Here is a 23,871-nt window from a genome sequence, read left to right as displayed (position 1 = left end):
TGGCGGGTATCGAAGCATCACGCTCTTCATGCGATTCATCAGACATTCGCACAGAATGGCATCGAGCGCTTCTCCCGACCAGGAGTTATCGCGACCGAGGCCCGCCTGCGCGGCCGCCACCGATCGGCCGTGGTGACCGGATGTGCCGACCGGCCGTGGTGATCGGCGACGGCCGGGGCGCGGAAGAATGGGGCGGGTGACCAGCACTCAGCCGCTCCCCCGGGGCCTCACCGCCCTCATCCCCGACGCCCGCACCCTGGCCACGCCCGGCGAGCGGGCCGCCTCCCAGCTCCTCCACCTGCGCGAGGCGACGGTGCCCGTGCCGGTCCTCGCCGCGGCCGCCGAGCTGATCACCCCGCTGTTGAAGGACGCGGACCCGGCGACCCGCGCGGCCGCCACCGCCGTCCACGCCCGCCTGCTGGCGGCCATCGAGGAGGCCACCCCCGGGCGGTAGCCGGCTGCGACAGGGCGAGGCCGGGACCCTCGACGACGAACCGCGCGAGGTGCAACCCTCGGGTTGCACCTGGCTGGGCGACGTGCAACTCTGGAGTTGCACCCACTGTCCGCACGGGAAGGAGCCCCCTCATGAGCGGGGACCGGATCGAACGCGAGACCCTGATCGCGGCGCCCCTGGAGCGGGTCTGGTCCCTGGTGGCCGAGCCCGGTTTCTGGGTCGCCGACAAGGCGAGCCTGCCCGGCACCGTGGCCAGGGAGGGCGAGAAACTGGTGGCCAGGAACCCGGAGTACGGCGACTTCCCGGTACGCGTGGAGAAGGTCGAACCGCCGACCTACCTGGCCTACCGCTGGGCCAGCGCGTTCCCCGGGGAGGAACTGCGCGAGGACAACAGCACCCTCGTCGAGTTCACCCTGACCCCGGAGGACGGCAGGACGCGGCTGCGCGTGGTCGAGAGCGGCTTCGCGACACTGGCCGGGTCCGAGGAACTGCGCGGCAAGGCAGTCGAGGACAACACCGGCGGCTGGCGCCAGGAGCTCGACGCGCTCAGGACGCGCGCCGAACAGCCCGCCGCGTGACCGACGAACCCCACGGCGCCGTCGAGTCGGTCGACACCGTACTCGCGGCCCTGGCCGACCCCACCCGACGCCGACTGCTCGAACTGATCGCCGCACAGGGCGAGGCCACCGCGACGACGCTCGCCCGGCACCTTCCCGTCTCGCGCCAGGCCGTGGTCAAGCACCTCGCCGCCCTGGACGCCGCCGGGCTGGTGAGCAGCGGCCGCGTCGGGCGCGAGGTGCGCTACACGGTGCGGCCCGCGGCGCTCGACACCACGGCGCGCTGGATGGCCTCGCTCGCCGCCGACTGGGACCGCAGACTGGCGCACATCAAGCGCGTCGCCGAGGCGGCGGAGCGGGAGTCGCGAACCGGTCGTGACGACGCGTCACGACCACCGGAACAGCCCCATGGAGGAGCCTGACCATGTCGACGGAGAACCGGCACCTCACCCACGCCCCCGCCGCGTACGCCTGCATGCTGGTGCGCGCGCCCGCCGCGGAGGCCTTCCGGGCCTTCGCCGATCCGGCCGCCACGTCCCGGTTCTGGTACAGCAGGAGCAGCGGGCCCATGGTCGCGGGGGCCGAGGTGCGCTGGGAGTGGGAGACCTACGGGGCATCGGCCGACGTCAGCGTCCAGGAGGTGCGGGAGGGGCGGCTGATCCGTTTCGAATGGGGCAACTACGAGCAGCCGACCACGGTCGAGCTGCGGTTCACCCCGCGCACGCCGCAGACCACCTTCGTCGAGGCCACCGAGACCGGCTTCCAGGGCTCGGGGGACGACACCGTCCGCTGGGTGAACGACACCGTCGGCGGCTTCACCACCGCCCTGTGCGCGATGAAGGCCCTGCTCGAACACGGCATCGAGCTGAACGCCGTCCCCGACCACCACCCGGCCTGACGACACCCCCCCAGGGTGCGGCCGGTCGCGAAGCCGCCGACCGGCCGGCCGTCCACCGGCCCGTCGATCCCCCCGTCCGTCAATGTGCCGGACGAGAACTTCACCTTTCGGGGTGGTTAGCTCTCGCTTTTCCGTAGGCAGTCGAACCGCCCCTTCTCCGAGCTCCTGGTACGAATACGGAGCGACAGAAGATCCGGTACGGGCGGGGGAGTTGACAGGGATGCGGGCGAGGACGGCTATCACGAGAGCGGGGGCCACGAGGGCGGCGGCCACGACGGTCGCCGTCGCCGGGGTGGAGTTCGGCTGGGGCAGCTCGGGGAAGTTGAGCGCGGTGCTGTCCGCCCTCCGGGCCCGCGGCGGCGAGCGGTTGAGGTTCATCGGCCTGGCCTCCGGGCTGGGCAGACCGCTGCTCGACGAACAACCGGTGGAGCGCTGGTTCGACCTCCCGGACGAGCGGTCCGACCAGGAGCTGGGCCGGATCGTCCGGGCGCAGCGGGTGCAGGCGGCACTGGTGGTGCTGGACGGCGGGCTGGCGAACGCACTGCGGGTGTGCGGGGTACCGGTGGTGTTCGTGGACAGTCTGCCGTTCCTCTGGACGGACGGCGACCGGCCCGACCTCCCGCTGGACGCCGAGGTGTACTGCGCCCAGCGATGCGTGGAACTGCCGCCGGAGGGCGCCGGGGTGCTGGCCGACGTGCTCCGGCTCCGCTGGGTGGATGCCGTGATCGCCGACGGCGGCGCCGCCCGCGGCAGTCCTCCCACGCCGCACCCGCGGCGCGCCCTGCTCAACCTCGGCGGGCTGCGCGCGCCCCACCTCACGGACTGGGCGAGCTATCCCCAGCTCGTCCTGCCCGCCGCGCTGGAGGCGCTGACCGCGAGCGGGGTCACCGAGGTGCACATCGCGGGCAACCTGCCGGCGTGGCTGGCCGCGCAGCTGGTCGACTCCTGCGCCCACCCGCCCGTCACCACCGTCGGCGCCCTCCGCCACCAGGAGTTCCTGCACCGCCTCGCCGACTGCGACGTACTGCTCACCTCCCCCGGGCTGACCACCCTCCTTGAGGCCGGGCAACTCGGCACCCCGACGATCTGCCTGCCGCCGCAGAACCTCAGCCAGATCTTCAACGGCCGCTTCCACAGCCGGGCGCTCGGCACCGACGTCCGCCTCCGCTGGCCCCCTGAGGTGTTCGACGAGGAGGAGGCACTGGCCCTGCGCGCCCATGGCGCGGGCAAGGCCCTCGACCTGATCCACGGCGGCATCGCCCGCGCCGCCGACCTCGGCCGCCACCGTACGGCCGCGGCCGTACGGGAGGGCCTGGTCGAGAAGCTCAAACGGTTGGCCGACGGGGCTGCCGCGGCCCCACCCGCCCCGGACTGGACGGCGTTGACGAACGCGGTCGGCACGGCCGGTGCGGCCCAGGTCGCCGACGCCCTGCTGCGGCTGCTGGCCGACTCCCCGGAAGCCGGCCTGCCACTCCACTGACCGGGCCGGATCACCCCGACGGAGGGCCGCTGCGTGTCCCGGGGCTGGTGGAGGCCGTTCTCAGGCACGGTGCCGGCGACGCGCTGCCCGCCCGGCAGGCCCGGCAGGCCCGGCACAGCGCGTCGGGACAGCGACGTGCACGCTGACCAACCCCCTCCAGCACCCCCGCTTGCGACCCTGCTCCCGACATCCCCGAGGTTTCCGAGGTCCTCCACGATGAAGTCCACCGGCCCACCCTTCCGACCGGTCACATCCGCCCGGTTCACCACCACCGTCCAACGACTGCTCGACCGGCCCGATGTGCCGTCCGGCGCACGGCGCCTCCTCCTCCCCCTGCTCGCCGTCCTCGCCGTGCTCCTGTCGGTGGGCGCCGCACCACCCGGCCGCGCCCCCGCCGACCCGACCCGCACCCCCGGCGCCCCCGCCTACACCGTGGAGTTGAGCAGCGACGCCACGGGTGCGCACTGGCGCGGCCACGAGCGGATCGTCTTCACCAACACCTCGCCGGAACCCCTGCACGAGGTCCACCTGCGGCTCTGGGACAACTTCCGCGGCGGCTGCGCGACCCCGTCCGTCCGGGTGACCGGGCTGGACGGTACCGCTGAGGTCGACTGCACCGCCCTGCGCGTCCCGCTGGCCCGCCCGCTGCCCCGGGGCGCCTCCGACACGGTCGAGTTCGATCTCGGCGTCGACGTCCCCGACGGCATCGACCGCTTCGGCCGGGACGGCGCGTTCAGCTTCATCGGCAACGCCCTGCCCGTCCTCGCCGTCCGCGACGGATCGGGCTGGCACCTGGACCGGTACAGCGAGCTCGGCGAGTCGTTCTACGGCCTCGCCTCCGACTTCGCCGTCACCCTCGACCACCCCACCGAGGTGCTGGTGCCCGCCACCGGGACCGCCGTCGACACCCCTGGCGGCCCGGGCCGCACGGTCACCCGGATCGGCGCCCGGCAGGTCCGCGAATTCGCCTGGGCCGCCGGGCCGTTCCACCGGATCGAGGGCCGCTCCGGCGACGGCGTCCGGGTCGCCGTCTACTCGGTCAGCAGCGTCTCCGCCGCAGACGCCCGCGCGATGCTGGACCTCTCCCTGCGGACCGTCGACGACCACTCAGCCCGCTACGGCCCCTACCCCTACGGGGACGTCGCCACCGTCCTCGACGACGCCTTCGAGTTCGGCGGCATGGAGTACCCGGCCTTCGTCCTCGACCGGATCCGCCCCTCCGCCGTCGTCCACGAGCTGGCGCACCAGTGGTGGTACGGCATCGTCGGTGACGACCAGTACCACTCGCCCTGGCTGGACGAGTCCTTCGCCGAGTACGCCATGGACGTCGAGATGGGCCGGACGAAGGAGGGCTGCACCGCCGCAACTCCCTTCCGGAGCCCGGCCGAACGCCTCACCAACCCGATGAGCTACTGGGATGCCCACCCCGACCGCTACGAGGCGGTCATCTACGACCGCGGTTCCTGCGCCCTGCACGAGCTGAGCCGGCTGATCGGCACGGACACGATGTCCGCGCTGCTGCACGACTACGTCCGGGCCCACTGGTTCGGCGTCTCCACCACCGCCGAGTTCAAGGCCGCCGCCCAGGCCGCGACGTCCGTCGACCTGACGCGCTTCTGGGAGGAGCACCGCATCGACTGATCCCCGACCCACGCCGGCTCCGCTCCCCCTCCACACCCGACCGAGCCCCCGGCAGCAGCCCCGTCAGAGCCGCCACCAGCGGCGTTAATCGGTGGCCCTCCCGTCCCAGCGGCTCCTACAGTGGCCGCCGGATCAAGGACGTTCAGGGAGCTCGGCATGCGTGTGCACTACCCCCGGACGCCGCATCTCCCCTGGTCACCGGGGGCTGCGGCGGACGACGTACGGACCGGGGACGTCTCCGACCTGGCCGGGGCGGAGGTCGTGGTCACCGAGAAGCTGGACGGCGAGAACACCACCCTCTACCCCGACGGCCTGCACGCCCGCTCACTGGACTCCGCCCACCACCCCTCCCGCGCCTGGGTCAAGGGCCTGCAGAACCGGGTCGGCGCCCGCATCCCGGACGGCTGGCGGATCTGCGGCGAGAACCTGTTCGCCCGGCACTCCATCCCGTACACCGACCTGGACAGCTGGTTCTACGGCTTCTCGGTCTGGACGGACCGGGACGAGTGCCTCGACTGGGACGCCACCGTGCGCTTCCTGCGCCGCCTCGGCATCCCCACACCCCGGGTGCTCTGGCGCGGCCGCTTCGACGAACGGGCCCTGCGCACCCTGCGCCTGGACCTCGACCGCCAGGAGGGCTACGTGGTCCGGACCGTCCGGGGCTTCGCCCGGGGCGAGTTCGGCGAGCGGGTCGCCAAGTGGGTCCGCCCGCAGCACGTACGGACCGACACCCACTGGATGCACGCCGCCGTGGTGGAGAACAGCCTCGGCCCCGACGCGCCGCTCTGGGACATCCGGTCCGGCCGGCTGCCGGAACTCCCGCTGCTGGCCGAGGCCTTGGGCCTGCCCGAACTCGCGGCAGTGCCCACAACCAGCGCAGTGCCCACACCCGGAGCCCCGACCACACCCAGCGCCCCGACCGCCCCCGGAGCCCCGACCGAACCCAACAGCCCACCCGGCCCCGACCGCCGGTCGCAGGAGCTGGCCGACGTCTCCGCCCGCCTCGACGAGCTCGGTCGCACCGGCGACGCCCGACTGGCCGGCGTGCTGGCCACCGCACTGCGCTCCGCCCGCCGGGAGTCGCTCGCGCCCCGGCTCGCCGACCGCCTGGGCCTGCCCCTGGCCCGCCGGGTCGCCGACCTGGTCGGGCTGCACCCCGGCCTCCAGCAGCCGTACCCGGACGCCGAGCGCCGCGCCGGGCTGGTCCGGCTCGCGAGCGCAGCCGACCTCGGCGTGCTGCACGCGGTGGCCGCGACCGCCGCCCCCGGGCCCGCCGAGCGGGAGCAGGTCGCCTGGTCGGCCCTGCACGCCGAGGACGCCGGACTGCTCGACCCCGACCCGCTGGCCTGGCTGCGCACCGGCCTGCGCGAGGCTCTCGCCGGCCTCGCCGCCGACACTCCCGACGGCCCCGACGCCGCCGACCGCTGCTGGGCCCAGGCCCGCGAGGCCTACGCGCTCGGCCGGATCAGCACCGTCGAGGAGGCGGTGGCCGCCACCTGGCGCTGGCGTGACGGCCGCTTCCCCCGGCTGGTCCACCTGAGCGGCCCGTCCGGCAGCGGAAAGAGCACCTTCTCGGCCGCCCTGCCCGGCGTCTCGGCCCGGATCAGCCTGGACGACCTGCGCGCCGCCCGCGGCTCGCGCGCCGACCAGCGCAACAACCCCGAGGTGCTGCGCACCGCCCTGGCCCGGCTGGACTCCGCCCTCGCCGACCGGGACGCCACCGTGGTCTGGGACGCCACCTCGCTCAACCGCGAGCAGCGCTCCCAGGTCCACGGCACCGCCCGGCGCCGCGACGCCCTGCTCACCCAGGTGGTGCTGCTGGTCGGCGAGCAGGAGCTGCTGCGCCGCAACGCCGTCCGCCCGCACCCGGTACCGCCCGAGGTGCTCTCCGCCCAGCTGCGCCGCTTCAACCCGCCCTACCCCGGGCAGGCGCACCGCACCTGGTACGTCGGCCCCGGTGGCACCGTGGAGGACACGGCGGGCACGCTCGACTCCGAGGAGGACTGATGCGCCCCATCGAACAGGTCTGCCAGCGGATCCGCTGGGACGCCCGCTTCGACCCGGCCCGGTTCACCCTGGGCGTGCGCCAGCGCGACGACCGCACCGAGCGCGTCCCGCTGGAGGCCTTCCTCGTCTCCGGCGAGATCCCCTGGCACCGGGTGTACCAGGTCGAGGCCGACGGCGTCGTCGTGTGGGACCGCACCACCGGGGTGGACGACCTCGACACCACGGAGGCCGGGCACCGCGCCGAACCGCACCACCTGCCCGCGCCCTTCTTCACCGCCACCACCCCGTACGCCTGGCGGCCGGACGGCGGCTGGCAGCCCCACCACACCGCAGACGGCACCCCGGCCGGCACCGGCACGACCGTCGGCCCCGGCACCGCCGCCGGCACCGCCGCCCCCTCCACCGCCGCCATCGGCACCCTGCGCGTGGTCACCTGGAACACCCTGTGGGACCGCTACGACGCCGACCGGATCGCCACCGCCCGCCGCCGACCCCTGCTGCTCGCCGCACTGGCCGACGCCGACGCCGACGTCATCGCGCTCCAGGAGGTCGAGCCCGCCCTGGTCGTCCAGTTGCTGGCCGAGCCCTGGGTCCGCGAGCGCTATGTCCTCGGCACCGACCCGTCCGGTCGCGACGTGCCCGAGTACGGCCTGCTGCTGCTCAGCCGTCTCCCGGTCCTGGAGGCCGGCCGGCACGCGCTGGGCCCGCACAAGGCCGTCACGGCCGTCACCGTCCGGACCGCCGGCGCGCCGCTGACCGTCGCCGCCGTCCACCTCAGCAGCGACCACTCGGCGGACGGCCCCGCCCGCCGCCAGGCCGAACTCGTCCGGCTGGCCGAGGGCCTGGCCGGGGTCGACGGCGAACTGCTGCTGCTCGGCGACTTCAACGACGCCCGCTCCGGCCCGGCCGGCCCCGCCGCCGCACTCGGCCTCCGGGACGCCTGGGTCCAGGTGCACGGCCCGGGCGACGACACCCCCACCTTCGACCCCACGGTCAACCCGCTCGCCGCCGTCTCCTCCCTCACCGGCCGCCCGGGCCGGATCGACCGCGTCCTGTACCGCGCCGACCGGGCCGGCGCCACCGCCGCCACCCTGCTCGGCGACCGGCCCACCGCCGACGGCCTCCACCCCTCCGACCACTACGGCGTGGCCGTCGACCTCGCCCTCGACGGTACGGACTCCCCGGACTCCCTGGACGCCGCACCCACCCCCCGGACGGCCGTCGCCTGGCTGCCACCCGAGGAACTGTGGCCACCCATCCAGGAGCTGCGCACCGCGTACGACCCTCAGCTGCGCCGCTGGCCCCCGCACGTCAACCTGCTGTTCGGCTTCGTGCCGGAGTCCGAGTTCGACCGCGCGCTGCCGCTGCTCGGCGCGGCCGCCGCCGAGGTGGCCCCGTTCACCGCCCGGCTGGAGGGCGTGCACACCTTCGGCCACCGCGAGGACGCGACGATCTGGCTGGACCCGGCCGCCGGCGCGGCCGAACCCTGGGCGGCGCTGCGGCACGCCCTGGAGCGCCGCTTCCCCCGCTGCCGGGGCCGCGCCGAGGGGTACACCCCGCACCTGAGCCTCGGGCGCAGCGACGACCCCCAGCGGGTAGCCGCCGACTGCGCCGCCCGGTTGCACGGGGCGGATGCCCGGGTGGGCGAGCTGGTGGTGCTGTCCCGCCGGGGTGAGGAGCCGATGCGCCCGCGCGCGGTGGTGTCGCTGGGGACGGGCGAGGTGCGGGTGCTGCCGGCCGAGCCGACGGTGTCGCTCCACCCCGAGTCCCCGCACCGCACCGCCGTCGCGGACGAGTTGACCCGCCGGCTGGCCGCCGCGCTGCCCGCAGGGGTGGTCCACCAGGTCGGCTCGCGGCGGCTCGGCTGCCAGCTGGACGGCGGCGACCTGGACCTGGTGGCGGCGCTGCCCGGCCCGGCCGACCTGCCCGGGGTGCTGGCCCGGGTGGCGGCCGCCCTGCCGCAGGCCCGTCGGCTCCGCGAGGTGCGCGGCGCCCGGGTGCCGGGGCTGCGGCTGGAGGCGGACGGGCTGACCGTCGACCTCGTCGTGGTGTTCACCGGCATCCTCGACCCCGCCGAGGCGGTCGCCCGGCGCACCGAGCTGGGCGGGGCGGCGGCCGTCGCGCTGAGCGCGGTCACCGACGCCGAGGCGATCCTCGCCGCGCTCGGCGAGCGGCGGCCGAGGTTCGTCCGGCTGGCCCGGCAGGTCAAGTCCTGGGCCCGGGCGCGCGGCCTGGACGGCGCGCCGTTCGGTCAACTGCCTTCGCTGGCCTGGTCGGTGCTCGCCGCCCGGACCGTCCTCGACCTGCCGGACACTCCCGAGGACGACCTGTTCCAGCGCTTCACCGAGACCTGGGCCTCCTGGGACTGGCGCCAAGCCATCGCCCTCACCGGGGAGCCCACCAGCGGGGAGCCCACCAGCGGCGAGTCCGCCAGCAGGGAGTCCGCCACCGGGGAAGCCACCACCGGGGAATCCGGCTCCGAACCGGCCCAGGGCCCGCTGACCGTCCTCACCCCCTCCGCCCCCGTCCGCAGCTGCACCACCCAGGTCGGACCGGACACCCGGGACCAGCTCACCGAGGAGCTCTACCGCGCCTGGGAGCTCACCACCACCGGTCCCGATCCCTGGCCCGAGCTGCTCACCCCGCCCCCGCTGCACCGTCGCCACGCCGCCTGGGCCGTGGTCTCCGCCGACCAGGAGTCCGCCGGACCCGCGCGCGGCCGCCTCCGCAGCCTCCTCACCGCGCTGGAGGAGGCAGGCGCCACCCGGCTCCACGCCTGGCCCCAGCCCTACCGGAGCCGCGACGGCCGCACCCACTTCCCGATCGGCCTCGGCCCCGCACCGCTGCCCCGCGCCGTGCTCGCCGCGGTGGCCACCGCCTGGTCCCGCGGTCTGCCCGGCGTCCAGGTCGACCAGGTCGAGTGCGGCGCCGTCCCGACCCTCACCCGCTGACCTGGAACCCGGGAACCACCGGACCTGGAGACGAGCGAACCCGCCCGGCGCATGTCTGCCGGGCGGGCCCGTCAACAGCCTCAGCCGATCAACAGCTGTGCGCCGAGGCGGGGCGCGAGGCCGCGATGTACGGCTTGCCGCTGATGTGCGCGACGACGTCGGCCGGGCAGGACGCGATCCAGGCGGCGCCGGTGGCGTGGTTCTTGACCTTGGCGTCGCTGCAGTACACGTCGCGGTCGGCGGTCTTGAAGCACTGGAAGCCGGGGTAGCCGCCCGCCGCCGTGGCGGTGTGGACGCCGGCGAACAGGCCGACCGCGGTGAGCAGGGCGACGGGCAGAGCGGTACGCATCCTCATGGGTTCTCCCATTGGTTCGTACGGACAGTGCGCCGATCCTGGCACCGCGGTTCCGGGCCCGACAACGATGCACGTCATGTTCGCGTCAAACCAAACGAGGGGTGAACCATTCACCGCCCGGCCCCGTCGTCCGGCGACGGCGCACCAGTCACCGCCCCACCCACGACCCGAACCCCACCCCGCCTCAGCGCGGACTGAGCAGGCAGAACTCGTTGCCCTCCGGGTCGACCAGGATCGTCCAGGAGATCGCGGACTGGTCGATCCCGGGGTCGGTGGCACCCAGGGCGCGCAGCCGGGCCTCCTCCGCCGCCGGGTCGTCACCGCGGTAGGGGCTGACGTCGAGGTGGACGCGGTTCCACCCGCTCTTGGCATCGGAGGTACGGATGAACTCCAGGTAGGGGCCGACGCCCCGGGCGGAACGCATCGACGCGAAACCGTCGGTGACCTCGTGCACCGTCCAGTCCATCGCCTCGCCCCAGAACCCGGCTATTCCTCGCGGGTCGGCGCAGTCGACCACCACCGCGGCGATCGGCCCGGTGTCCCGGTACACCTCGCGGGGCTCCAGCACGCAGAACTCGTTGCCCTCCGGATCGGCCATGACCGTCCACGGGACGTCACCCTGCCCCACGTCGGCGAGCGTGGCGCCGAGGTCCGTCAAGCGCGCGACCAGCTCCGCCTGGTGGGCGGCCGAGGTGGTGGCCAGGTCGAGGTGGACCCGGTTCTTCACCGTCTTGGGCTCCTCGCTGACGACCAGGTCGATGCAGACCGCCGCCGGGTCGGGGTAGGCGAAGCCCACGGGTTCGAGGTTGGTCACGCCGGGCGCCTCGTGGTCGATGCCCCAGCCCAGCGCCTCCGCCCAGAACCGGCCGAGCGCCGCATCGTCCCGGGCCTTCATGTTGATCTGCACGAGTCTCGTCGCCATGCCGAAGATCCTAGAAGGCTCCGCTCCGGAAAGATCGGAAATATTCGTTGCGCAGTTTTCATTGCGCAACATTCCTTTCGGACCTACCGTGAAGACATGCCCGAGCCAGCCGAACCCCAGACCCCCCAGACCCCCCAGCAACCGCAGCAACCGCAGCAACAACCCCCTTCCGAGTGGATCACCGACCTCTCCCGCCTCAAGGCCTTCACCAACCCCCTGCGCATGCAGCTCTACCGCCTGCTCTACCTCGCCGGCACCGCCACCGCCTCCCAGCTCGGCGAACAGGTCGACCAGGCGCCCTCCCTGGTCAGCTACCACCTGCGCAAGCTCGCCGAGCACGGCTTCGTCACCGAGGCGGCCACCCAGAGCGGCGACGGGCGCGAGCGCTGGTGGCAGGTCTCCTCCGAGGAGGGCTGGAGCTTCCGCGAGTCGGACCTCTCCGGCACCCCCGAGGGCGCGGCCGCCGTCGGCGCCGTCAGCCGCAGCCTGGTCGACAGCCGGGCCGCCCAGTACCGCAACTACCTGGACCAGAGCTCCGCCTGGGGCTCGCAGTGGACGGACGCCGCCTTCACCGCCGAGTGGCTGCTCGACCTCACGGCCGCCGAACTCGCCGAGCTGGGCGACGAGTTGCAGGAGCTCAGTCGGCGCTGGCGGGAGCGCGGCAAGGCCGCACGCGCGGCCGGCGCCACCGAGGGCCGCGAACACGTGTCCGTCCACGTGTACGGCTTCCCGTTCCGCCCCTGACACCGCCACCCACGCCCGCCCCGAGCCCCCGGAGCCCCGCCATGGCCACGCTGGAGACGACCCCTCCGATACGCTCCACCGCCGACCCCGGGACCGCGCCCGCCCACCGGGACCCGAACGTCCTGCGCTGGCTCACCGCCTACACCGCCTCCCTGGTGGGCGACAGCGTCTACTTCCTCGCCCTCGGCTGGTCCGCGCAGCGGGCCGCCGGGCCCGCCGAGGTCGGCCTGGTGATGGCCGCGGGGGCGCTGCCCCGGGCGGTGCTGATGCTCGGCGGCGGAGTGGTCGCCGACCGGTTCGATCCCCGCCGGGTGATCCTCGGCAGCGACGCCCTGCGCTGCCTGCTCATCCTCTCGGTCGCGGCCGCCATCGCCCTGACCATGCCCGCCCTCTGGCTGCTGGTCGCGGTGGCACTGGTGTTCGGCGCCGTGGACGCCCTGTTCGTACCCGCCGTCGGCGCCCTGCCGCCCAGGATCACCGGCCCCGACCAGCTGGCCCGGGTCACCGGACTGCGTTCGCTCGCGATGCGCCTCGGCCAGATCGCCGGCCCGCCGATCGGCGGCCTGGCCATGGGCCTCGGCGGCCCGGCGGCCGCCTTCACCGTCGCGGGTACCCTGTTCGCCCTCTCACTGCCCCTCCTCCTCTCGGTCCGCATCCGCCCCCTCGACCCACCCCCGGGCGACACCACCGCCACCAGCCCGACCGACCGCGCCTCCGCCCGCACGGACCTGATTGACGGGCTGCGTTACATCCGCCGCCACCGCCTGCTCGGCCCGCTGGTCCTCGTCGGGGCCGTCTGCGAGCTCGGCCTGACCGGCACCCTGAACGTCGGCATGGTCCTGCTCAACGCCGAACGCGGCTGGGGCCCGTCCGGCTACGGGCTGATCGTCGCCTGCTTCGGCGCGGGCGCCACCGTCGGCGCCACCCTGCTCGCCGTCGTCGGCCGACTGCCCCGCGCCGGACTCACCATGGCCGTCACCCTGCTGCTGGGCAGCATCGGAGCGGCTGCCATGGGCCTGGCCCCCACCCTGTGGTCCGCCGCGGTGCTCGCCGCACTCGTCGGCCTGAACGCGGGCGTCTTCGGCACCCTGGACGGCGCCCTCGTCCAGACCACCGCCGACCCCGCCTACCTCGGCCGGGTCACCTCCGTCGTCATGCTCACCATGGTCGGCCTCGCCCCGCTCAGCTACCCCCTGGTCGGCGCCGCCATCGGCACCTGGGGCGCAGCCCCCGTGTTCCTCGCCTGCGGCGCCCTCTCCTCCCTGGGCGCACTCCACGCCCTCACCTCCCGAGCGGTCCGAACCGCCGAACTCCCCCGCCGGTAGCGCCCAGCGCCCCGGTTCGACCGTGGCCGTCAACTGGGCTCGGCCAGTGGTCACTTGACCATGCGGAACTCGGGGTGCGCGAGCCAGGCGGTCAGGAACTCGACGTCGCCGATGTGGCCGTACCAGCGGCCGCCGCCGGAGGTCGCGTACGGCAGCTGCCAGGTCCGGCCCGGCAGCGTGGACACGAAGGCGTGGGCCTCGGCCAGGCCGGCCGCCTCATCCTCGGCGGAGAGCCCGGTGGAGGGCCGGCAGTAGCCGAGCAGACCGTTGAGGTCGATCAACGCGTCGAAGCGTTCGGCCAGGAACCGCACCAGGTGCCCGAGGGCCAGGTGGTTCTCCCGCCCCGAGCAATAGGCGACCACGTACAGCGCGGTCACCGGTGGGTGGTGGAACCCAGGGAATCCGAAGTACTCGTCGTCGTCCAGGGGTTCCGGGCCGAGCTGGAAGGGGCCGAGCGAGGAGACATCGAGGCCGGGGAGTCCGAGCGCCGACGGGTCCCGGAGGGCGAACTCGACCGAGTCGTCCCCCTCCGCACGGATCTCGCAGAACTCCGCCAGCCAGGGCGCCGCCTCGACGGCGCTGCGCCGCTCCGTCAGCCACAACCCGGCCGCCGGCCCGCCCATGTCCGTTCCCCGTTCGTCGACGTGCCGCCCAGCTTGCCTCCGGCCCGGCGCGAGCACCACTGGTTTGTCCCGGTGAACCGCCTCTGCGGGCTCGACCTCACCGGCCCCGCCCTCGGCCCCGCCATCGAAGCCGGCCCCGGTTCCGCCCCGGACCCGCAACGCGCCTTCACCGAAGATCACTTGACCGTGCGGAACTCGGGGCGTCCGAGCCAGGCGGTGAGGCCTCTCATTGATGATTGTCTGCGGTTCCAGAGGCCGGCCCGGCGGAGAACGCCGCTCGCCAGTGCTCGGCCGATGTGACCAGGTCCTCGCCGACATGGGTGAGGAACCGGCCCATGTCGGCGAGTCTCCTACCGGCGGGTGTGGTGGCGCCCAGTGTCCGGGCGCCCTGGTGGGCGGCCTCGGCGAGCAACGCGTTGGCGCTGGCGCTGGCGAGCATGGCCCGGAACCAGACGTCGTCGTCGATGACGTAGCGTTGGTGGCGCTTTCCTGGGTCGCGTTCGCGCCGGATGAGTTCCTGCTCCTCCAGGTAGTGCACGGCCAGGGAGATCGTTGCGGGGCTGACCTGGAGACGCTGTACCAGTTCCGCCGCGGTGCGGCTGCCGGTGTCAGCGGCGTACAGGCAACCCAGCACTCTGGCCGCCGTCTTCGGCAGTCCCGTCTGGACGAGTAGCGCGGTGAACCGTTCCTCGAAGTCGTGCACCGCCTCCCGGTGGCGTCCGTGGGCGTCGGTTTCGACCGGCGGCGTCCGTGTCGGGGCGGTTCTGCGGCGGCGGGCGCGCCGCTCGGTGGCCCGGTGTGCCCGGTCCGCCCGGTAGCCGGCGGGTCCGCCGTTGCGGTTGACCTCCCTGGTGACGGTCGAGGTCGGCCGGTCCAGACCTCTGGCGATCTCGCCGTAGGCGAGCCCTTCGGCCAGTCCCTCCGCAATGGTCCGGCGTTCCTGGTGGCTGAGCCTGCCTCCTGGCATCGGTGTCCTCCCTGTTTCGGTCCGCCTCGGTCACATCGCCGATCAGTGTGCGTTCATCCCCATCTCATTGCAACAAGCGAGAGGGGTCGGTGCATTCGACATCAAGACCATTGCACCACTTGCACGCTCACTACCTGCGCAAATGGAGAATCTGGCCGATGTTTTGATTGACCGAATATCGAACGCACCATAGCTTTTCACCCGTACCGAACACCGATTGCGGCGCGGCCGACACCGCCCCGCGAGCCCGAGAGGAACGACGTCATGAACAAGATCCAGGACGCTCTTGAGCAGGCAGTCGCCCAGGGCCTGCCCGGCATCGTTGCCGAGGTCCGCGACGGCGACCGTAGCTGGTTCGGCACCGCCGGGGTGGCCGACATCGAGACCGGGCGCGCACGCACCCACGGCGAGCAGTTCTACATCGGCAGCCTCACCAAGGCGTTCACCGCCACCGTGGCCTTCAAGCTCGTGGACGAACACCGGCTACGCCTGGACGACACCGTGGAACAGTGGCTGCCCGGCCTGGTCCAGGGAAACGGCAACGACGGCAGCGCCATCACCGTGAGGCACCTGCTGCAGCAGACCAGCGGCCTCGTCAACTACGCCTTCGACGACCCGGACATGATGGACCGCTACGTCACCACCCGGTACCTCGCCCACCGCTTCGACACGTGGACCCCCGAACAGCTCATACAGCTCGCCGTGAAGTACCCGCCCTACTTCGCACCGGGCACCGCCTTCCGATACTCCAACGCCAACTACGTGCTCCTCGGCCTGATCATCGAGCGGGCCGGCGGCCGCAGCTTCGCCGAGGAGCTCTCCCGGCTGATCCTCCACCCGCTCGGCCTGACGGGCACCTACCTTCCCGGCACCGAGACCACCATCGACGGGCCGCACCCCCGGCTGTACACGAAACTGCCGGTCGGCGACCCCGACGCCAAGGTCTACGACGTGACCGAATGGGACACGTCGCTGGGCTGGGCCGCCGGCGGCATCGTCTCCACCACCGCCGACCTCGGCCGCTTCTTCAACGCCCTGCTCGGCGGCGAACTCTTCTCGCCCGCCCTGCAGGCCGAGATGTGGGCCACCATCTCGACCGAAGGCGCAGGCTGGATCCCCAACACCAGGTACGGCATGGGCGCCTTCGAGCAGACCCTGCCCAACGGCGTCACCGTCTTCGGCGGCGGCGGCGCACTCAACGGCTCCTGGACGTACGTGATGGGCACCCGCGACGGCAAGCGCCTGGTCGTCTGCAACGTGAACGGCGACTGGGTCAACCCGATCGCCGCCTTCTTCAAGGTACTGGAAGCGGCATTTCCCCCCGCCGAAACCCGGTGACGCACCCGGCCGCGTTCAGTGCCCCGCCGCTGGGCTTTCAGCCGCCCCGTCCCGGGTCCGCCGACCGTCCCGGGACGGTTCAGTCCGGCAGCGGACGCCGCCGCCTGGCCCGAGGCCCCGCGCCCGGCGGCCCCAAGTAGCGACGCCCCGGCAGTTCCGCCCCGCGACCGCCCGGGCCACCGGCAGTGAATTGGCCCGCGACGCCCGCTCCGTCCGCCGCTAGCCTCGGCCTGGCCATCGATCAACGGAGAACCCCATGCACCGCGAACTCGCCGCCGACCTGGACCAGTTGCCCGCCCTGCTGGAGGAGGCCCGGCAGCGGGCCGTCGACTTCCTCGGCGGGCTCGAGGACCGGCCGGTCATCCCGAAGGAGGCCGACCGACCGACGCCGTCGGCGCCGCTGCGCGAGCACGCCGACGGACTGCGGGCGGCCCTGGCCGAGTTCGGCGAGCGCTGGGAGCCACGGCTGTCGGGCGGCGCCGGGCCGCGCTACTTCGGGTTCGTGACGGGCGGGGCGACCCCGGCCGCGCTGGTGGGCGACTGGCTGACCGCCACCGCCGACCAGAACTCCAACTCCTCGCTCGACCCGGCCGGTCAGCACCTGGAGCGGGAGACCGTCGGCTGGCTGCGCGAGCTGTTCGGGCTCTCCCCCGCGCACAGCGGCACCTTCGTCAGCGGTGCCACCCAGTCCAACACGGTCGGCCTGGCGATCGCCCGCGAGTGGCTGGGCGAACGCCTCGGGGTCGACGTGGCCGAGGACGGGGTCGCCGCGCTGGGCCGGGTCCGGGTACTGTCGGGCAGCGCGCACTCCAGCGTGGCCAAGGCGCTGTCCGTCCTGGGCCTCGGTCGCACCGCGCTGACCCCCGTCCCCACCCTGCCCGGCCGGGAGGCCGTGGACGTGGCCGCCCTGGAGCGGGCCCTCGCCGAGGCCGGCGGCCCGTGCGTCGTGGTCGCCAACGCGGGCACCGTGAACACCGTCGACTTCGACGACCTGCGGGCGATCGCCGCCCTCCGCGAGCGGTACGGGTTCTGGCTGCACGTGGACGCCGCCTTCGGCGCCTTCGCCGCGCTCTCCCCCCGCCACGCCGAGCTGGTCGCCGGGCTCGACCTCGCCGACTCGGTCTGCGTGGACCTGCACAAGTGGCTCAACGTGCCCTACGACAGCGCCGTGCAGTTCACCCGCCGCCGCGACCTCCAGGCCCGGGTCTTCCAGAACGCCGCCGCCTACCTCGGCCCGGTCGGCGACCACCCCGACCTGGTGCACCTGACCCCGGAGAACTCGCACCGCCTGCGCGCCCTGGCCGCCTGGTTCACGCTGCGCGCCTACGGCCGGGCCGGCCACCGCGAGATCGTGGAGCGCAACGTCGCCGGGGCCCGTGCACTCGGCGAGGCGGTCGAGGCCATCGACGGCCTGCGGCTGCTCGCACCGGTCCGCCTCAACGTCGTCTGCTTCACCCTCGCCGAGGACCCCACCCCGGAGCGCCTCGCCGCCCTCGCCGCCGAACTCGCCGCCGAGGCCTTCCTCACCCCGACCCGGTACGGGGGCCTGCCCGCCCTGCGCGCGGCGTTCAGCAACTGGCGCACCACGGAGGCGGACGTGCGACGGACGGCCGCCGCGCTCTCCGCCGCGACCGCCGTGATCATCGCGACCGACTCCTGAGCCCCCGCACCCCGGCCACCGCCCGGACGGTGGCCGGGGTGGCGGGCGTTCGGGCACTCAGGCATTCGGGCACTCAGGCATTCAGGCATTCAGGCACTCGGGCACTCGGGCGTTCGGGCACTCGCACTCACGGATGCGCTCCGTCCCCGTACCCGCCCCGCGACAGGTCCGTCAGGCCGGCCATCAGCTCGGCGTGGGCCAGGTTCAGGAACCGCAGCGCCCGCCACCGAGGGCTGTGGTCGGGGTGGTCGCGGAAGCCGTCGGCCGTCCCGCACAGCCGCTCCCACCACAACATCACGTCCTGGCGCAGCCGTTGGGTCTCCCCGGGCACATCCATCCGGTCCTCGACCACCACCTCGCGCCAGGCGACCAGGAGGTCGCCGAGGTGGATGCAGTCGCGGCGGGTGACATCGGCGAGGCGTTCGGCCGCGAAGCGGGCGGTACTGCCCCCGGGCTGGGCCTCGACCACCTCGCCGAGCCGGGCGGACAGGAAGGCCTGCAACGGGACGACGTCCTCATGGTGCAGGTCGTCGGAGAACTCCAGCACTTCCCTGGGCCGGTAGTCGGCAGCCATCGCGCGTGCTCCCTCGGTTCGGATCAGCACTCGGTGACGGGTCGTCACACCCCGTCGGCTCCCGACCCTAGTCCCGGTACGGCGGCGGCCACCGGCGATTCCGCAGATCCTCGTCTTTCGGGGCCAACCAGGCGTCAGCGGCACAACACGCCTGCCGGGTCTTGACCTTCACACCGGTGTGAGGCCCGATGATGCTCCCATGACCGCCACCACGCGCCACCCGTACGACCCGTACGACCTGCTCGCACAGAGCCGCCTCGGCATCCTCGCCACCATCAAGGCCGACGGCCGGCCCCAGCTCTCACCGGTGCTGCCGTACTACGACCGCGACGCGAACGTCATCCTGATCTCCACCCGGGAGGGCCTCGCGAAGACCGCGAACCTGCGCCGGGACCCGCGGGTCAGCCTGGAGGTGACCGCACCGGACGGCCGTTCCTGGGCCACCGCCGAGGGCACCGCCACCCTCACCGGACCGGGCCTCGACCCCGACGGTCCCGAGGTCGAGGCCCTGGTGGAGTACTACCGCCGCGCCGCCGGCGAGCACCCCGACTGGGCGGACTACCGCGAGGTCATGGTCGCCGACAGCCGGGTGCTGCTCACCATCCCGGTCGACCACGTGTACGGCGCCCGGATCTGACCGGGCGACCGGCGACCGACCGGCTCGGCCCGGCCACCGTCACGGGGGAACGGTGGCCGGGCCGTTGACCGCCTACGGACGACCATCCACGGACGACCGCCCACGGACGACCGTCAGTGCCGGATCGCCGTGACGACCGTCGCGTCCAGCTCCTCCTCGTGGCTCACCTCCGCCGCCAGCCCCGCCGCCCGGGCCACCTCCAGCGCACCGGCCGCCTGCCGCTCGCTGGTCTCGAAGAGCAGCGCCCCGCCCGCCGCCAGCCACCCGGGCGCTGCCGCGGCCACCCGGCGCAGCACGTCCAGTCCGTCCGCCCCGCCGTCCAGCGCGGGCCGGGCCTCGTGCAGTCGCGCCTCGGGCGGCAACAGCTCGACGTCCGCGGTCGGTACGTACGGGACGTTGGCGATCAGCACCTCCAGCCGCCCGCGCAGCGCCTCGGGCAGGGGCGCGAACAGGTCGCCCTCGTAGACCCGCGCGCCCGTCCCGGCCAGGTTGCGCCGGGCGCAGCGGACGGCCGCGGGGTCGAGGTCGGCGGCGTACAGCTCGACCGGGTGGTCCACCTGGGCCGCCACGGCGGCGCCGAGGGCACCACTGCCGCAGCACAGGTCGACCACCACCGCGCCGGGGTCGACGCGTCGGGCGGCCTCGGCGACCAGGAACTCGCTGCGTCGGCGCGGGACGAACACGCCGGGGTCGACGGCGATCCGCAGGCCCGCGAACTCGGCCCAGCCGACGACGTGTTCGAGCGGTCGGCCCTGGGCGCGGGCCCGGACCATGGCGGCCAGTTCGGCGGGCGAGGCGGCGGCGGTGAGCAGAATCCGGGCCTCGTCCTCGGCGAAAACGCAGCCGACGGCGCGCAGTCGGGAGACGACGGAGGAACGGAGAGCAGCGGAGGAGAAGACCGACAAAGGGACCCCTAGGGCAGGACAGGAGGAGAACGGAGGACTCCGTCAGGGCTCCCGCCAGGGCCGACGCCGCGTCGGTGCGCCCGCGCTACGCGCGCGATGCGCCCGCACGGCCGCGCTCCGGGAGCACCCGCTCGGACATACCGGTAATGGGTCTCACCTCCCTGGCTCGTGGTCGTGTTCGTCGTGTACAGCGTCGGCCACCCTACCGCACCGACCGGCTCCGCCGACCGGCCACTCAGCCGCGCGGGCGGCGGTGCGGTCAGCCTCCCGGTCAGCCGCGCGGTCAGCCGAGGAAGTCGGCGACCAGGACGGCGAACTCCTCCGGGGTGGTGACCGGCACGCCGAGCTCCTCCGCCTTGGCCCGCTTGGAGCCCGCCTTCTCCCCCGCGACCAGCAGGGTGGTGCGCTTGGACACCGAGGAGGAGGCCTTTCCGCCCGCCCGCTCGATCAGCTCGTTCATCGCGTTACGGGAGAGCTCGGCCAGGACGCCGGTCATGCTCCCGGTCACCACGACGCTCTGCCCGGCCAACGGACCGGCCACCGCCACACCCTCGCCCGCCACACCCTCGCCCGCCACGCCTTCGGTCGCCACGCCGGAAGCGGCGGCAGCAGCAGCAACAACGGCAGCGACCAGCGGCTCGGTGACCGCCGTCCCCACGCCCTGCTCCGCCAGTCGGTCCAACAGCACTGCCACGTCGGCGAGTTCGGCGACGATCACGGCCGCCTTCTCGGCCCCGATGCCGTCCACGCCCGCCAGCGCCTCCGCGTCGGCGGCCCGGATCGCGGCCATGCTGCCGAAGTGCGCGGCGATCCGCCGCGACATCGTCCGCCCGGTGCCGCGGATGCCGAGGGCGCAGAACACCCGGTTCAGCGGGCGGATGCGAGCGGTCTCGATGGCGGCGAGCAGGTTGTCCGCACTGGTGTCGCCCATCCGCTCCAGCGTGAGCAGTTGTTCCTTGGTCAGGGTGAAGAGGTCGGCAAGGTCGGCGACCAGCCCGGATTCGACCAACTGGACGGCCCGGGTGCCGCCGAGGCCCTCGATGTCGAGCTGGTCGCGCCCGGCCGCGTAGATCACCGAGGCGACGGCCTGGCACCCGCGGCCGCGCACGCAGCGCCACCGCTGCTCCGAACGGTCGATGGCGTCGCCGCAGCGCGGGCAGACCTCGGGAAAGGCGATCGGCTGCTCGGCGCCGGTGCGCTCGTCCACCAGCGGCGCCTCGACCCGCGGGATGACGTCGCCGGCGCGGTAGACGAACACCTGGTCGCCGAGCATCAGTCCGCGGCGTTCGATGTCGGCGGGGTTGTGCAGCGTCGCGTAGGTGACGGTGACGCCGTCGATCACCACCGGCTCGAGCACCGCGCGGGGCGCGATGATCCCGGTGCGGCCGACGTTCCACTCCACGGCGAGCAGCCGGGTGACCTTGTGCTGGGCCTGGAGCTTGCGGGCGACCGCCCAGCGCGGCGCGCGGGAGCCGGAGCCGGCCTCCTCCTGGTCGGCGACCGCGTCCGCCTTGACCACGACGCCGTCGATGCCGAAGGGCAGCGCGGTGCGCAGCGCGGCGATCTCCTCGATCCGCTGCTCGGCCTCGGCGAGCGTGGCGCAGCGGCGGGGTGCGGCCGCGGTGGTGGCGGCGGTGTTGGCGCCGAGTTCGGCGAGGCGGGCGAGCAGCGCGGCGTGGTCGAGGCCGGGCAGGCCGTGGGCGTCGTAGCCGAAGAAGGTGAGCTCGACCCGGTACGGGCGGTCCTTGGCCCGCAGGGTGCCGGCGGCGCCGCTGCGCGGGTGGGCGAAAGGGGTGGCGCCGTGGGCGGTGCGCACGGCGTTGGCCTGTTCGAACTGTTCGTGGGTGAGCAGCACCTCGCCGCGCAGTTCCACGTCGAGCGGCTCGCTGAGCCGGGCAGGCAGGCCGAGTACGGCGTCGGCGGCGTGGGTGATGTCCTCCCCGGCCAGGCCGTCGCCCCGGGTGAGCACCTGGTGCAGCCGGCCGGACCGGTAGCGGGCGGCCACGGCGAGGCCGTCCAGCTTGGGCTCGACGCACCAGGCGGCGACCGGTCTGCCGAGCCGTCGCTCCAGCCCGGCGGCCCAGGACTCCAGCTCCCCGGCGGAGAAGACGTTGTCGAGCGAGAGCATCGGCGTACTGTGCGGGACGTCGCCGACGACCGCGCCGCCGGCCACCTTGCCGGTGGGCGACTCGGGCAGCACCTGCTCGGGGTGCTCGCGCTCGTAGGCCTCGATCCCCCGGACCAGGGCGTCGTACTCGTCGTCCCCGAGCGGGGTGGAGCCGTCGCCGTAGTACGCCGCGGCGGCCCGGACGGCGGTGGCGACGGCGTCGGCGTAGGCCTGCGGGGAGGCGGGGGTGGCGGGGGTGGCCGTGGTGGCTGCGTCCTTCATACCGCCATCATGGCGAGGCGCACTGACATTCGACCCGGTCCGGCACGGGCAGGCCGGAGCACGGGTACCCGATCGGCCGAGTGGCCCGGGTGGGCGGGCCCGAGGCCGGACCGGGCCGACCTCGGGCCGGGCCGACCTCGGACCGGCTACGGCGCCGCCGGCGCGGGTTCGCGCTCCGGCCGCTCCGAGCCGGCCAGCAGGATGGAACGCTGGAGCCGGCGCAGCCCTGCGGACGGTTCCATGCCCAACTCCTCCACCAGGGTGGCGCGCAGGCGCTGGTAGGCCGCCAGGGCCTCGCCCCGGCGGCCGGAGCGGTGCAGGGCGATCAGGACCCCCGGGTCGACACCCCTGGGGCAACCGTCCTCCGTGAAAAACAGGACGTGCGGTTTGTCAATACAAAACCGTACGCGCTGTTTCTTACGGACCAGGCGCCGACACCCTGACGCCGGGCGCGGACAAACCGAAGGCGGCACCGGACCCCGTGGATCTGCGCCGCCACCCATGCACCCGCGCTCTTCCGACCCTGCCGGCAGCAGGCCGGACCCACTCAACTCATCCAGCTCCGGGGCCCGTTGCCGCCCGCACCCCGACCTCCGCCGACGGCCCGTCAGCGGCACCCTCCGCCACCCGGGCCGCCGCGACCTCGGCGACCACCTGCCTCCCGCGGTCCGGCCCCATCTGCAAGGACCCGAGCACTCCGGGCACCGCGACGCTCGGCATCAGGTGCTGGAACAGCCCGGACACCCGCAGTTCCAGGTCGGCCCGGCCGGACAGCTTCTGCGACTGGATCTGAACACCCGTCCAGGCGGCGGTGATCAGCCAGGCGGTGTCGGCCGGGACGACGTGCGGCAGCAGTTCGCCCCGCTCGCCGGCGGCGACCAGCAGCGCCTCCATCCGGCTGATCCAGCCGGGGATCGCACCGCCGCCGAAGTCGTCGAACACGTCCTGGCCGAGCGAGAGCCGGGCGCCGGCACTGAGCAGCGGATCGCGGGGCATCAGATGCGCCACCACCATCCCGGTGTCCACGAACTCCTGGAGTTTGCAGCTCCGTTCCGGCACTCCGTCCTGGACGAACTGCTCCTCGACGACTCCCTTCGCGAGGTCCCGCTTCGAGGCGAAGTGGAAGTACACCGCACCGCGCGTCACCCCCGCCCGGGAGACCACCTCCCCGATGGTCGCGCCCTCGTAGCCGAACTCGTCAAAGACCGACGCCGCGGCCTCCAGGATCAGCCGGCGCGTCCGGAGCGCCCGTTCCTGCCGTACCACCGCAACCACCCCGCCCTGAGCCCCGGGAAAACCAAACCAAACACCCCGTATCTTAGCTACGAGCGCCCTGCGGACGACAAGGCGATGCCGATGAGGCAGCCGACCCACCCTCTCCTCCCCCACCCGCCCGGGGAGTTACCGTCGACGGTCCGCCAGTTCCCGACTCGGCAATGACAAG

General features: G+C 73.8%; 21 protein-coding genes and 1 pseudogene. 13 read left to right on the top strand and 9 right to left on the bottom strand.

Annotated features, from left to right (window positions below; genetic code table 11):
* The first annotated feature begins 196 nt into the window (after positions 1–196).
* The 8 genes from ACZ58X_RS22750 to ACZ58X_RS22715 all read left to right on the top strand — a co-directional run bounded on the left by ACZ58X_RS22750 (position 197) and on the right by ACZ58X_RS22715 (position 9,988).
* A complete protein-coding gene (locus ACZ58X_RS22750) occupies positions 197–454 on the top strand; it encodes a hypothetical protein (RefSeq protein ID WP_470335432.1) in 258 nt (85 codons plus the stop codon).
* Positions 455–585: 131 nt separating this feature from the next.
* Positions 586–1,032 (top strand): SRPBCC domain-containing protein, encoded by a 447-nt coding sequence (locus ACZ58X_RS22745; protein ID WP_470335431.1) that lies wholly within the window; start codon positions 586–588, stop codon positions 1,030–1,032.
* Positions 1,029–1,433 (top strand): ArsR/SmtB family transcription factor, encoded by a 405-nt coding sequence (locus tag ACZ58X_RS22740; RefSeq protein WP_470335430.1) that lies wholly within the window; start codon positions 1,029–1,031, stop codon positions 1,431–1,433. Before ACZ58X_RS22745 ends, ACZ58X_RS22740 begins: the two co-directional genes overlap by 4 nt.
* A 2-nt stretch (positions 1,434–1,435) precedes the next feature.
* The gene (locus ACZ58X_RS22735) at positions 1,436–1,909 is read left to right on the top strand and encodes an SRPBCC family protein (RefSeq protein ID WP_470335429.1); all 474 of its coding nucleotides are present in this window, start codon (positions 1,436–1,438) and stop codon (positions 1,907–1,909) included.
* A 220-nt stretch (positions 1,910–2,129) separates the two neighbouring features.
* Positions 2,130–3,389 carry a hydroxymethylcytosylglucuronate/cytosylglucuronate synthase gene (locus tag ACZ58X_RS22730; RefSeq protein WP_470335428.1) on the top strand — a complete coding sequence of 420 codons (1,260 nt, stop codon included), beginning with the start codon at positions 2,130–2,132 and terminating at the stop codon, positions 3,387–3,389.
* A 216-nt stretch (positions 3,390–3,605) separates the two neighbouring features.
* Positions 3,606–5,030, top strand: coding sequence for a M1 family metallopeptidase (locus tag ACZ58X_RS22725; protein ID WP_470335427.1), 1,425 nt, complete (start codon positions 3,606–3,608; stop codon positions 5,028–5,030).
* Positions 5,031–5,186: 156 nt separating this feature from the next.
* Positions 5,187–7,037 carry an RNA ligase family protein gene (locus tag ACZ58X_RS22720; RefSeq protein ID WP_470335426.1) on the top strand — a complete coding sequence of 617 codons (1,851 nt, stop codon included), beginning with the start codon at positions 5,187–5,189 and terminating at the stop codon, positions 7,035–7,037.
* Complete coding sequence (locus ACZ58X_RS22715) at positions 7,037–9,988, top strand: poly(A) polymerase (protein WP_470335425.1); 2,952 nt, start codon at positions 7,037–7,039, stop codon at positions 9,986–9,988. Before ACZ58X_RS22720 ends, ACZ58X_RS22715 begins: the two co-directional genes overlap by 1 nt.
* 88 nt (positions 9,989–10,076) lie before the next feature.
* Here the strand turns inward: ACZ58X_RS22715 and ACZ58X_RS22710 are convergent, their stop codons facing one another.
* Together ACZ58X_RS22710 and ACZ58X_RS22705 are read right to left on the bottom strand one after the other, a co-directional pair.
* On the bottom strand, positions 10,077–10,343 hold the full coding sequence (locus ACZ58X_RS22710; protein WP_470335424.1) for a hypothetical protein: 267 nt from the start codon (positions 10,341–10,343) through the stop codon (positions 10,077–10,079).
* Positions 10,344–10,527: 184 nt separating this feature from the next.
* The gene (locus ACZ58X_RS22705) at positions 10,528–11,265 is read right to left on the bottom strand and encodes a VOC family protein (protein ID WP_470335423.1); all 738 of its coding nucleotides are present in this window, start codon (positions 11,263–11,265) and stop codon (positions 10,528–10,530) included.
* 96 nt (positions 11,266–11,361) lie between these two features.
* On the opposite strand from ACZ58X_RS22705, the gene ACZ58X_RS22700 reads away from it, so the two are divergent.
* Both ACZ58X_RS22700 and ACZ58X_RS22695 read left to right on the top strand, forming a co-directional pair.
* Complete coding sequence (locus ACZ58X_RS22700) at positions 11,362–12,009, top strand: helix-turn-helix domain-containing protein (protein WP_470335422.1); 648 nt, start codon at positions 11,362–11,364, stop codon at positions 12,007–12,009.
* 41 nt (positions 12,010–12,050) lie between these two features.
* The gene (locus ACZ58X_RS22695; protein WP_470335421.1) at positions 12,051–13,334 is read left to right on the top strand and encodes an MFS transporter; all 1,284 of its coding nucleotides are present in this window, start codon (positions 12,051–12,053) and stop codon (positions 13,332–13,334) included.
* Positions 13,335–13,384: 50 nt separating this feature from the next.
* Here ACZ58X_RS22695 and ACZ58X_RS22690 read toward each other — a convergent pair whose 3' ends face one another.
* Complete coding sequence (locus ACZ58X_RS22690; RefSeq protein WP_470335420.1) at positions 13,385–13,957, bottom strand: DUF6368 family protein; 573 nt, start codon at positions 13,955–13,957, stop codon at positions 13,385–13,387.
* 226 nt (positions 13,958–14,183) lie between these two features.
* Positions 14,184–14,924, bottom strand: a complete 741-nt coding sequence (locus ACZ58X_RS22685) for a GbsR/MarR family transcriptional regulator (RefSeq protein WP_470335419.1) — start codon at positions 14,922–14,924, stop codon at positions 14,184–14,186.
* A gap of 264 nt (positions 14,925–15,188) precedes the next feature.
* Between ACZ58X_RS22685 and ACZ58X_RS22680 the strand changes: the two genes are divergently transcribed.
* Positions 15,189–16,262, top strand: coding sequence for a serine hydrolase domain-containing protein (locus tag ACZ58X_RS22680; RefSeq protein ID WP_470335418.1), 1,074 nt, complete (start codon positions 15,189–15,191; stop codon positions 16,260–16,262).
* Positions 16,263–16,518: 256 nt separating this feature from the next.
* Complete coding sequence (locus ACZ58X_RS22675) at positions 16,519–17,922, top strand: pyridoxal phosphate-dependent decarboxylase family protein (RefSeq protein WP_470335417.1); 1,404 nt, start codon at positions 16,519–16,521, stop codon at positions 17,920–17,922.
* 127 nt (positions 17,923–18,049) lie between these two features.
* Here the strand turns inward: ACZ58X_RS22675 and ACZ58X_RS22670 are convergent, their stop codons facing one another.
* Positions 18,050–18,496 (bottom strand): hypothetical protein, encoded by a 447-nt coding sequence (locus ACZ58X_RS22670; protein WP_470335416.1) that lies wholly within the window; start codon positions 18,494–18,496, stop codon positions 18,050–18,052.
* Between the two features lie 199 nt (positions 18,497–18,695).
* On the opposite strand from ACZ58X_RS22670, the gene ACZ58X_RS22665 reads away from it, so the two are divergent.
* Positions 18,696–19,133, top strand: coding sequence for a PPOX class F420-dependent oxidoreductase (locus ACZ58X_RS22665; RefSeq protein WP_470335415.1), 438 nt, complete (start codon positions 18,696–18,698; stop codon positions 19,131–19,133).
* A 113-nt stretch (positions 19,134–19,246) separates the two neighbouring features.
* Here ACZ58X_RS22665 and ACZ58X_RS22660 read toward each other — a convergent pair whose 3' ends face one another.
* The 4 genes and pseudogenes from ACZ58X_RS22660 to ACZ58X_RS22645 all read right to left on the bottom strand — a co-directional run bounded on the left by ACZ58X_RS22660 (position 19,247) and on the right by ACZ58X_RS22645 (position 23,693).
* On the bottom strand, positions 19,247–20,038 hold the full coding sequence (locus ACZ58X_RS22660; protein ID WP_470335414.1) for a putative protein N(5)-glutamine methyltransferase: 792 nt from the start codon (positions 20,036–20,038) through the stop codon (positions 19,247–19,249).
* A 283-nt stretch (positions 20,039–20,321) separates the two neighbouring features.
* Positions 20,322–22,427 carry an NAD-dependent DNA ligase LigA gene (gene ligA / locus ACZ58X_RS22655; protein WP_470335413.1) on the bottom strand — a complete coding sequence of 702 codons (2,106 nt, stop codon included), beginning with the start codon at positions 22,425–22,427 and terminating at the stop codon, positions 20,322–20,324.
* Positions 22,428–22,573: 146 nt separating this feature from the next.
* Positions 22,574–22,756: pseudogene (locus ACZ58X_RS22650) on the bottom strand (BTAD domain-containing putative transcriptional regulator); the annotation flags it as partial.
* 223 nt (positions 22,757–22,979) lie between these two features.
* Complete coding sequence (locus ACZ58X_RS22645; RefSeq protein ID WP_470335412.1) at positions 22,980–23,693, bottom strand: ScbR family autoregulator-binding transcription factor; 714 nt, start codon at positions 23,691–23,693, stop codon at positions 22,980–22,982.
* Positions 23,694–23,871: the final 178 nt, after the last annotated feature.

Source organism: Kitasatospora sp. NPDC040550 (assembly GCF_055594965.1).
This window is presented reverse-complemented; position numbering and strand designations above follow the sequence as displayed.

Excerpts from the sequence above, each read along its gene's own strand:
- ACZ58X_RS22730 (WP_470335428.1), top strand. The coding sequence starts at position 2,130 with ATGCGGGCGAGGACGGCTATCACGAGAGCGGGGGCCACGAGGGCGGCG.
- ACZ58X_RS22705 (WP_470335423.1), bottom strand. The coding sequence starts at position 11,265 with ATGGCGACGAGACTCGTGCAGATCAACATGAAGGCCCGGGACGATGCG.
- ACZ58X_RS22695 (WP_470335421.1), top strand. The coding sequence starts at position 12,051 with ATGGCCACGCTGGAGACGACCCCTCCGATACGCTCCACCGCCGACCCC.
- ACZ58X_RS22680 (WP_470335418.1), top strand. The coding sequence starts at position 15,189 with ATGAACAAGATCCAGGACGCTCTTGAGCAGGCAGTCGCCCAGGGCCTG.
- ACZ58X_RS22675 (WP_470335417.1), top strand. The coding sequence starts at position 16,519 with ATGCACCGCGAACTCGCCGCCGACCTGGACCAGTTGCCCGCCCTGCTG.
- ACZ58X_RS22715 (WP_470335425.1), top strand. The coding sequence starts at position 7,037 with ATGCGCCCCATCGAACAGGTCTGCCAGCGGATCCGCTGGGACGCCCGC.
- ACZ58X_RS22725 (WP_470335427.1), top strand. The coding sequence starts at position 3,606 with ATGAAGTCCACCGGCCCACCCTTCCGACCGGTCACATCCGCCCGGTTC.
- ACZ58X_RS22690 (WP_470335420.1), bottom strand. The coding sequence starts at position 13,957 with ATGGGCGGGCCGGCGGCCGGGTTGTGGCTGACGGAGCGGCGCAGCGCC.
- ACZ58X_RS22745 (WP_470335431.1), top strand. The coding sequence starts at position 586 with ATGAGCGGGGACCGGATCGAACGCGAGACCCTGATCGCGGCGCCCCTG.
- ACZ58X_RS22700 (WP_470335422.1), top strand. The coding sequence starts at position 11,362 with ATGCCCGAGCCAGCCGAACCCCAGACCCCCCAGACCCCCCAGCAACCG.
- ACZ58X_RS22735 (WP_470335429.1), top strand. The coding sequence starts at position 1,436 with ATGTCGACGGAGAACCGGCACCTCACCCACGCCCCCGCCGCGTACGCC.
- ACZ58X_RS22670 (WP_470335416.1), bottom strand. The coding sequence starts at position 18,496 with ATGGCTGCCGACTACCGGCCCAGGGAAGTGCTGGAGTTCTCCGACGAC.
- ACZ58X_RS22720 (WP_470335426.1), top strand. The coding sequence starts at position 5,187 with ATGCGTGTGCACTACCCCCGGACGCCGCATCTCCCCTGGTCACCGGGG.
- ACZ58X_RS22685 (WP_470335419.1), bottom strand. The coding sequence starts at position 14,924 with ATGCCAGGAGGCAGGCTCAGCCACCAGGAACGCCGGACCATTGCGGAG.
- ACZ58X_RS22710 (WP_470335424.1), bottom strand. The coding sequence starts at position 10,343 with ATGAGGATGCGTACCGCTCTGCCCGTCGCCCTGCTCACCGCGGTCGGC.
- ligA (WP_470335413.1), bottom strand. The coding sequence starts at position 22,427 with ATGAAGGACGCAGCCACCACGGCCACCCCCGCCACCCCCGCCTCCCCG.
- ACZ58X_RS22665 (WP_470335415.1), top strand. The coding sequence starts at position 18,696 with ATGACCGCCACCACGCGCCACCCGTACGACCCGTACGACCTGCTCGCA.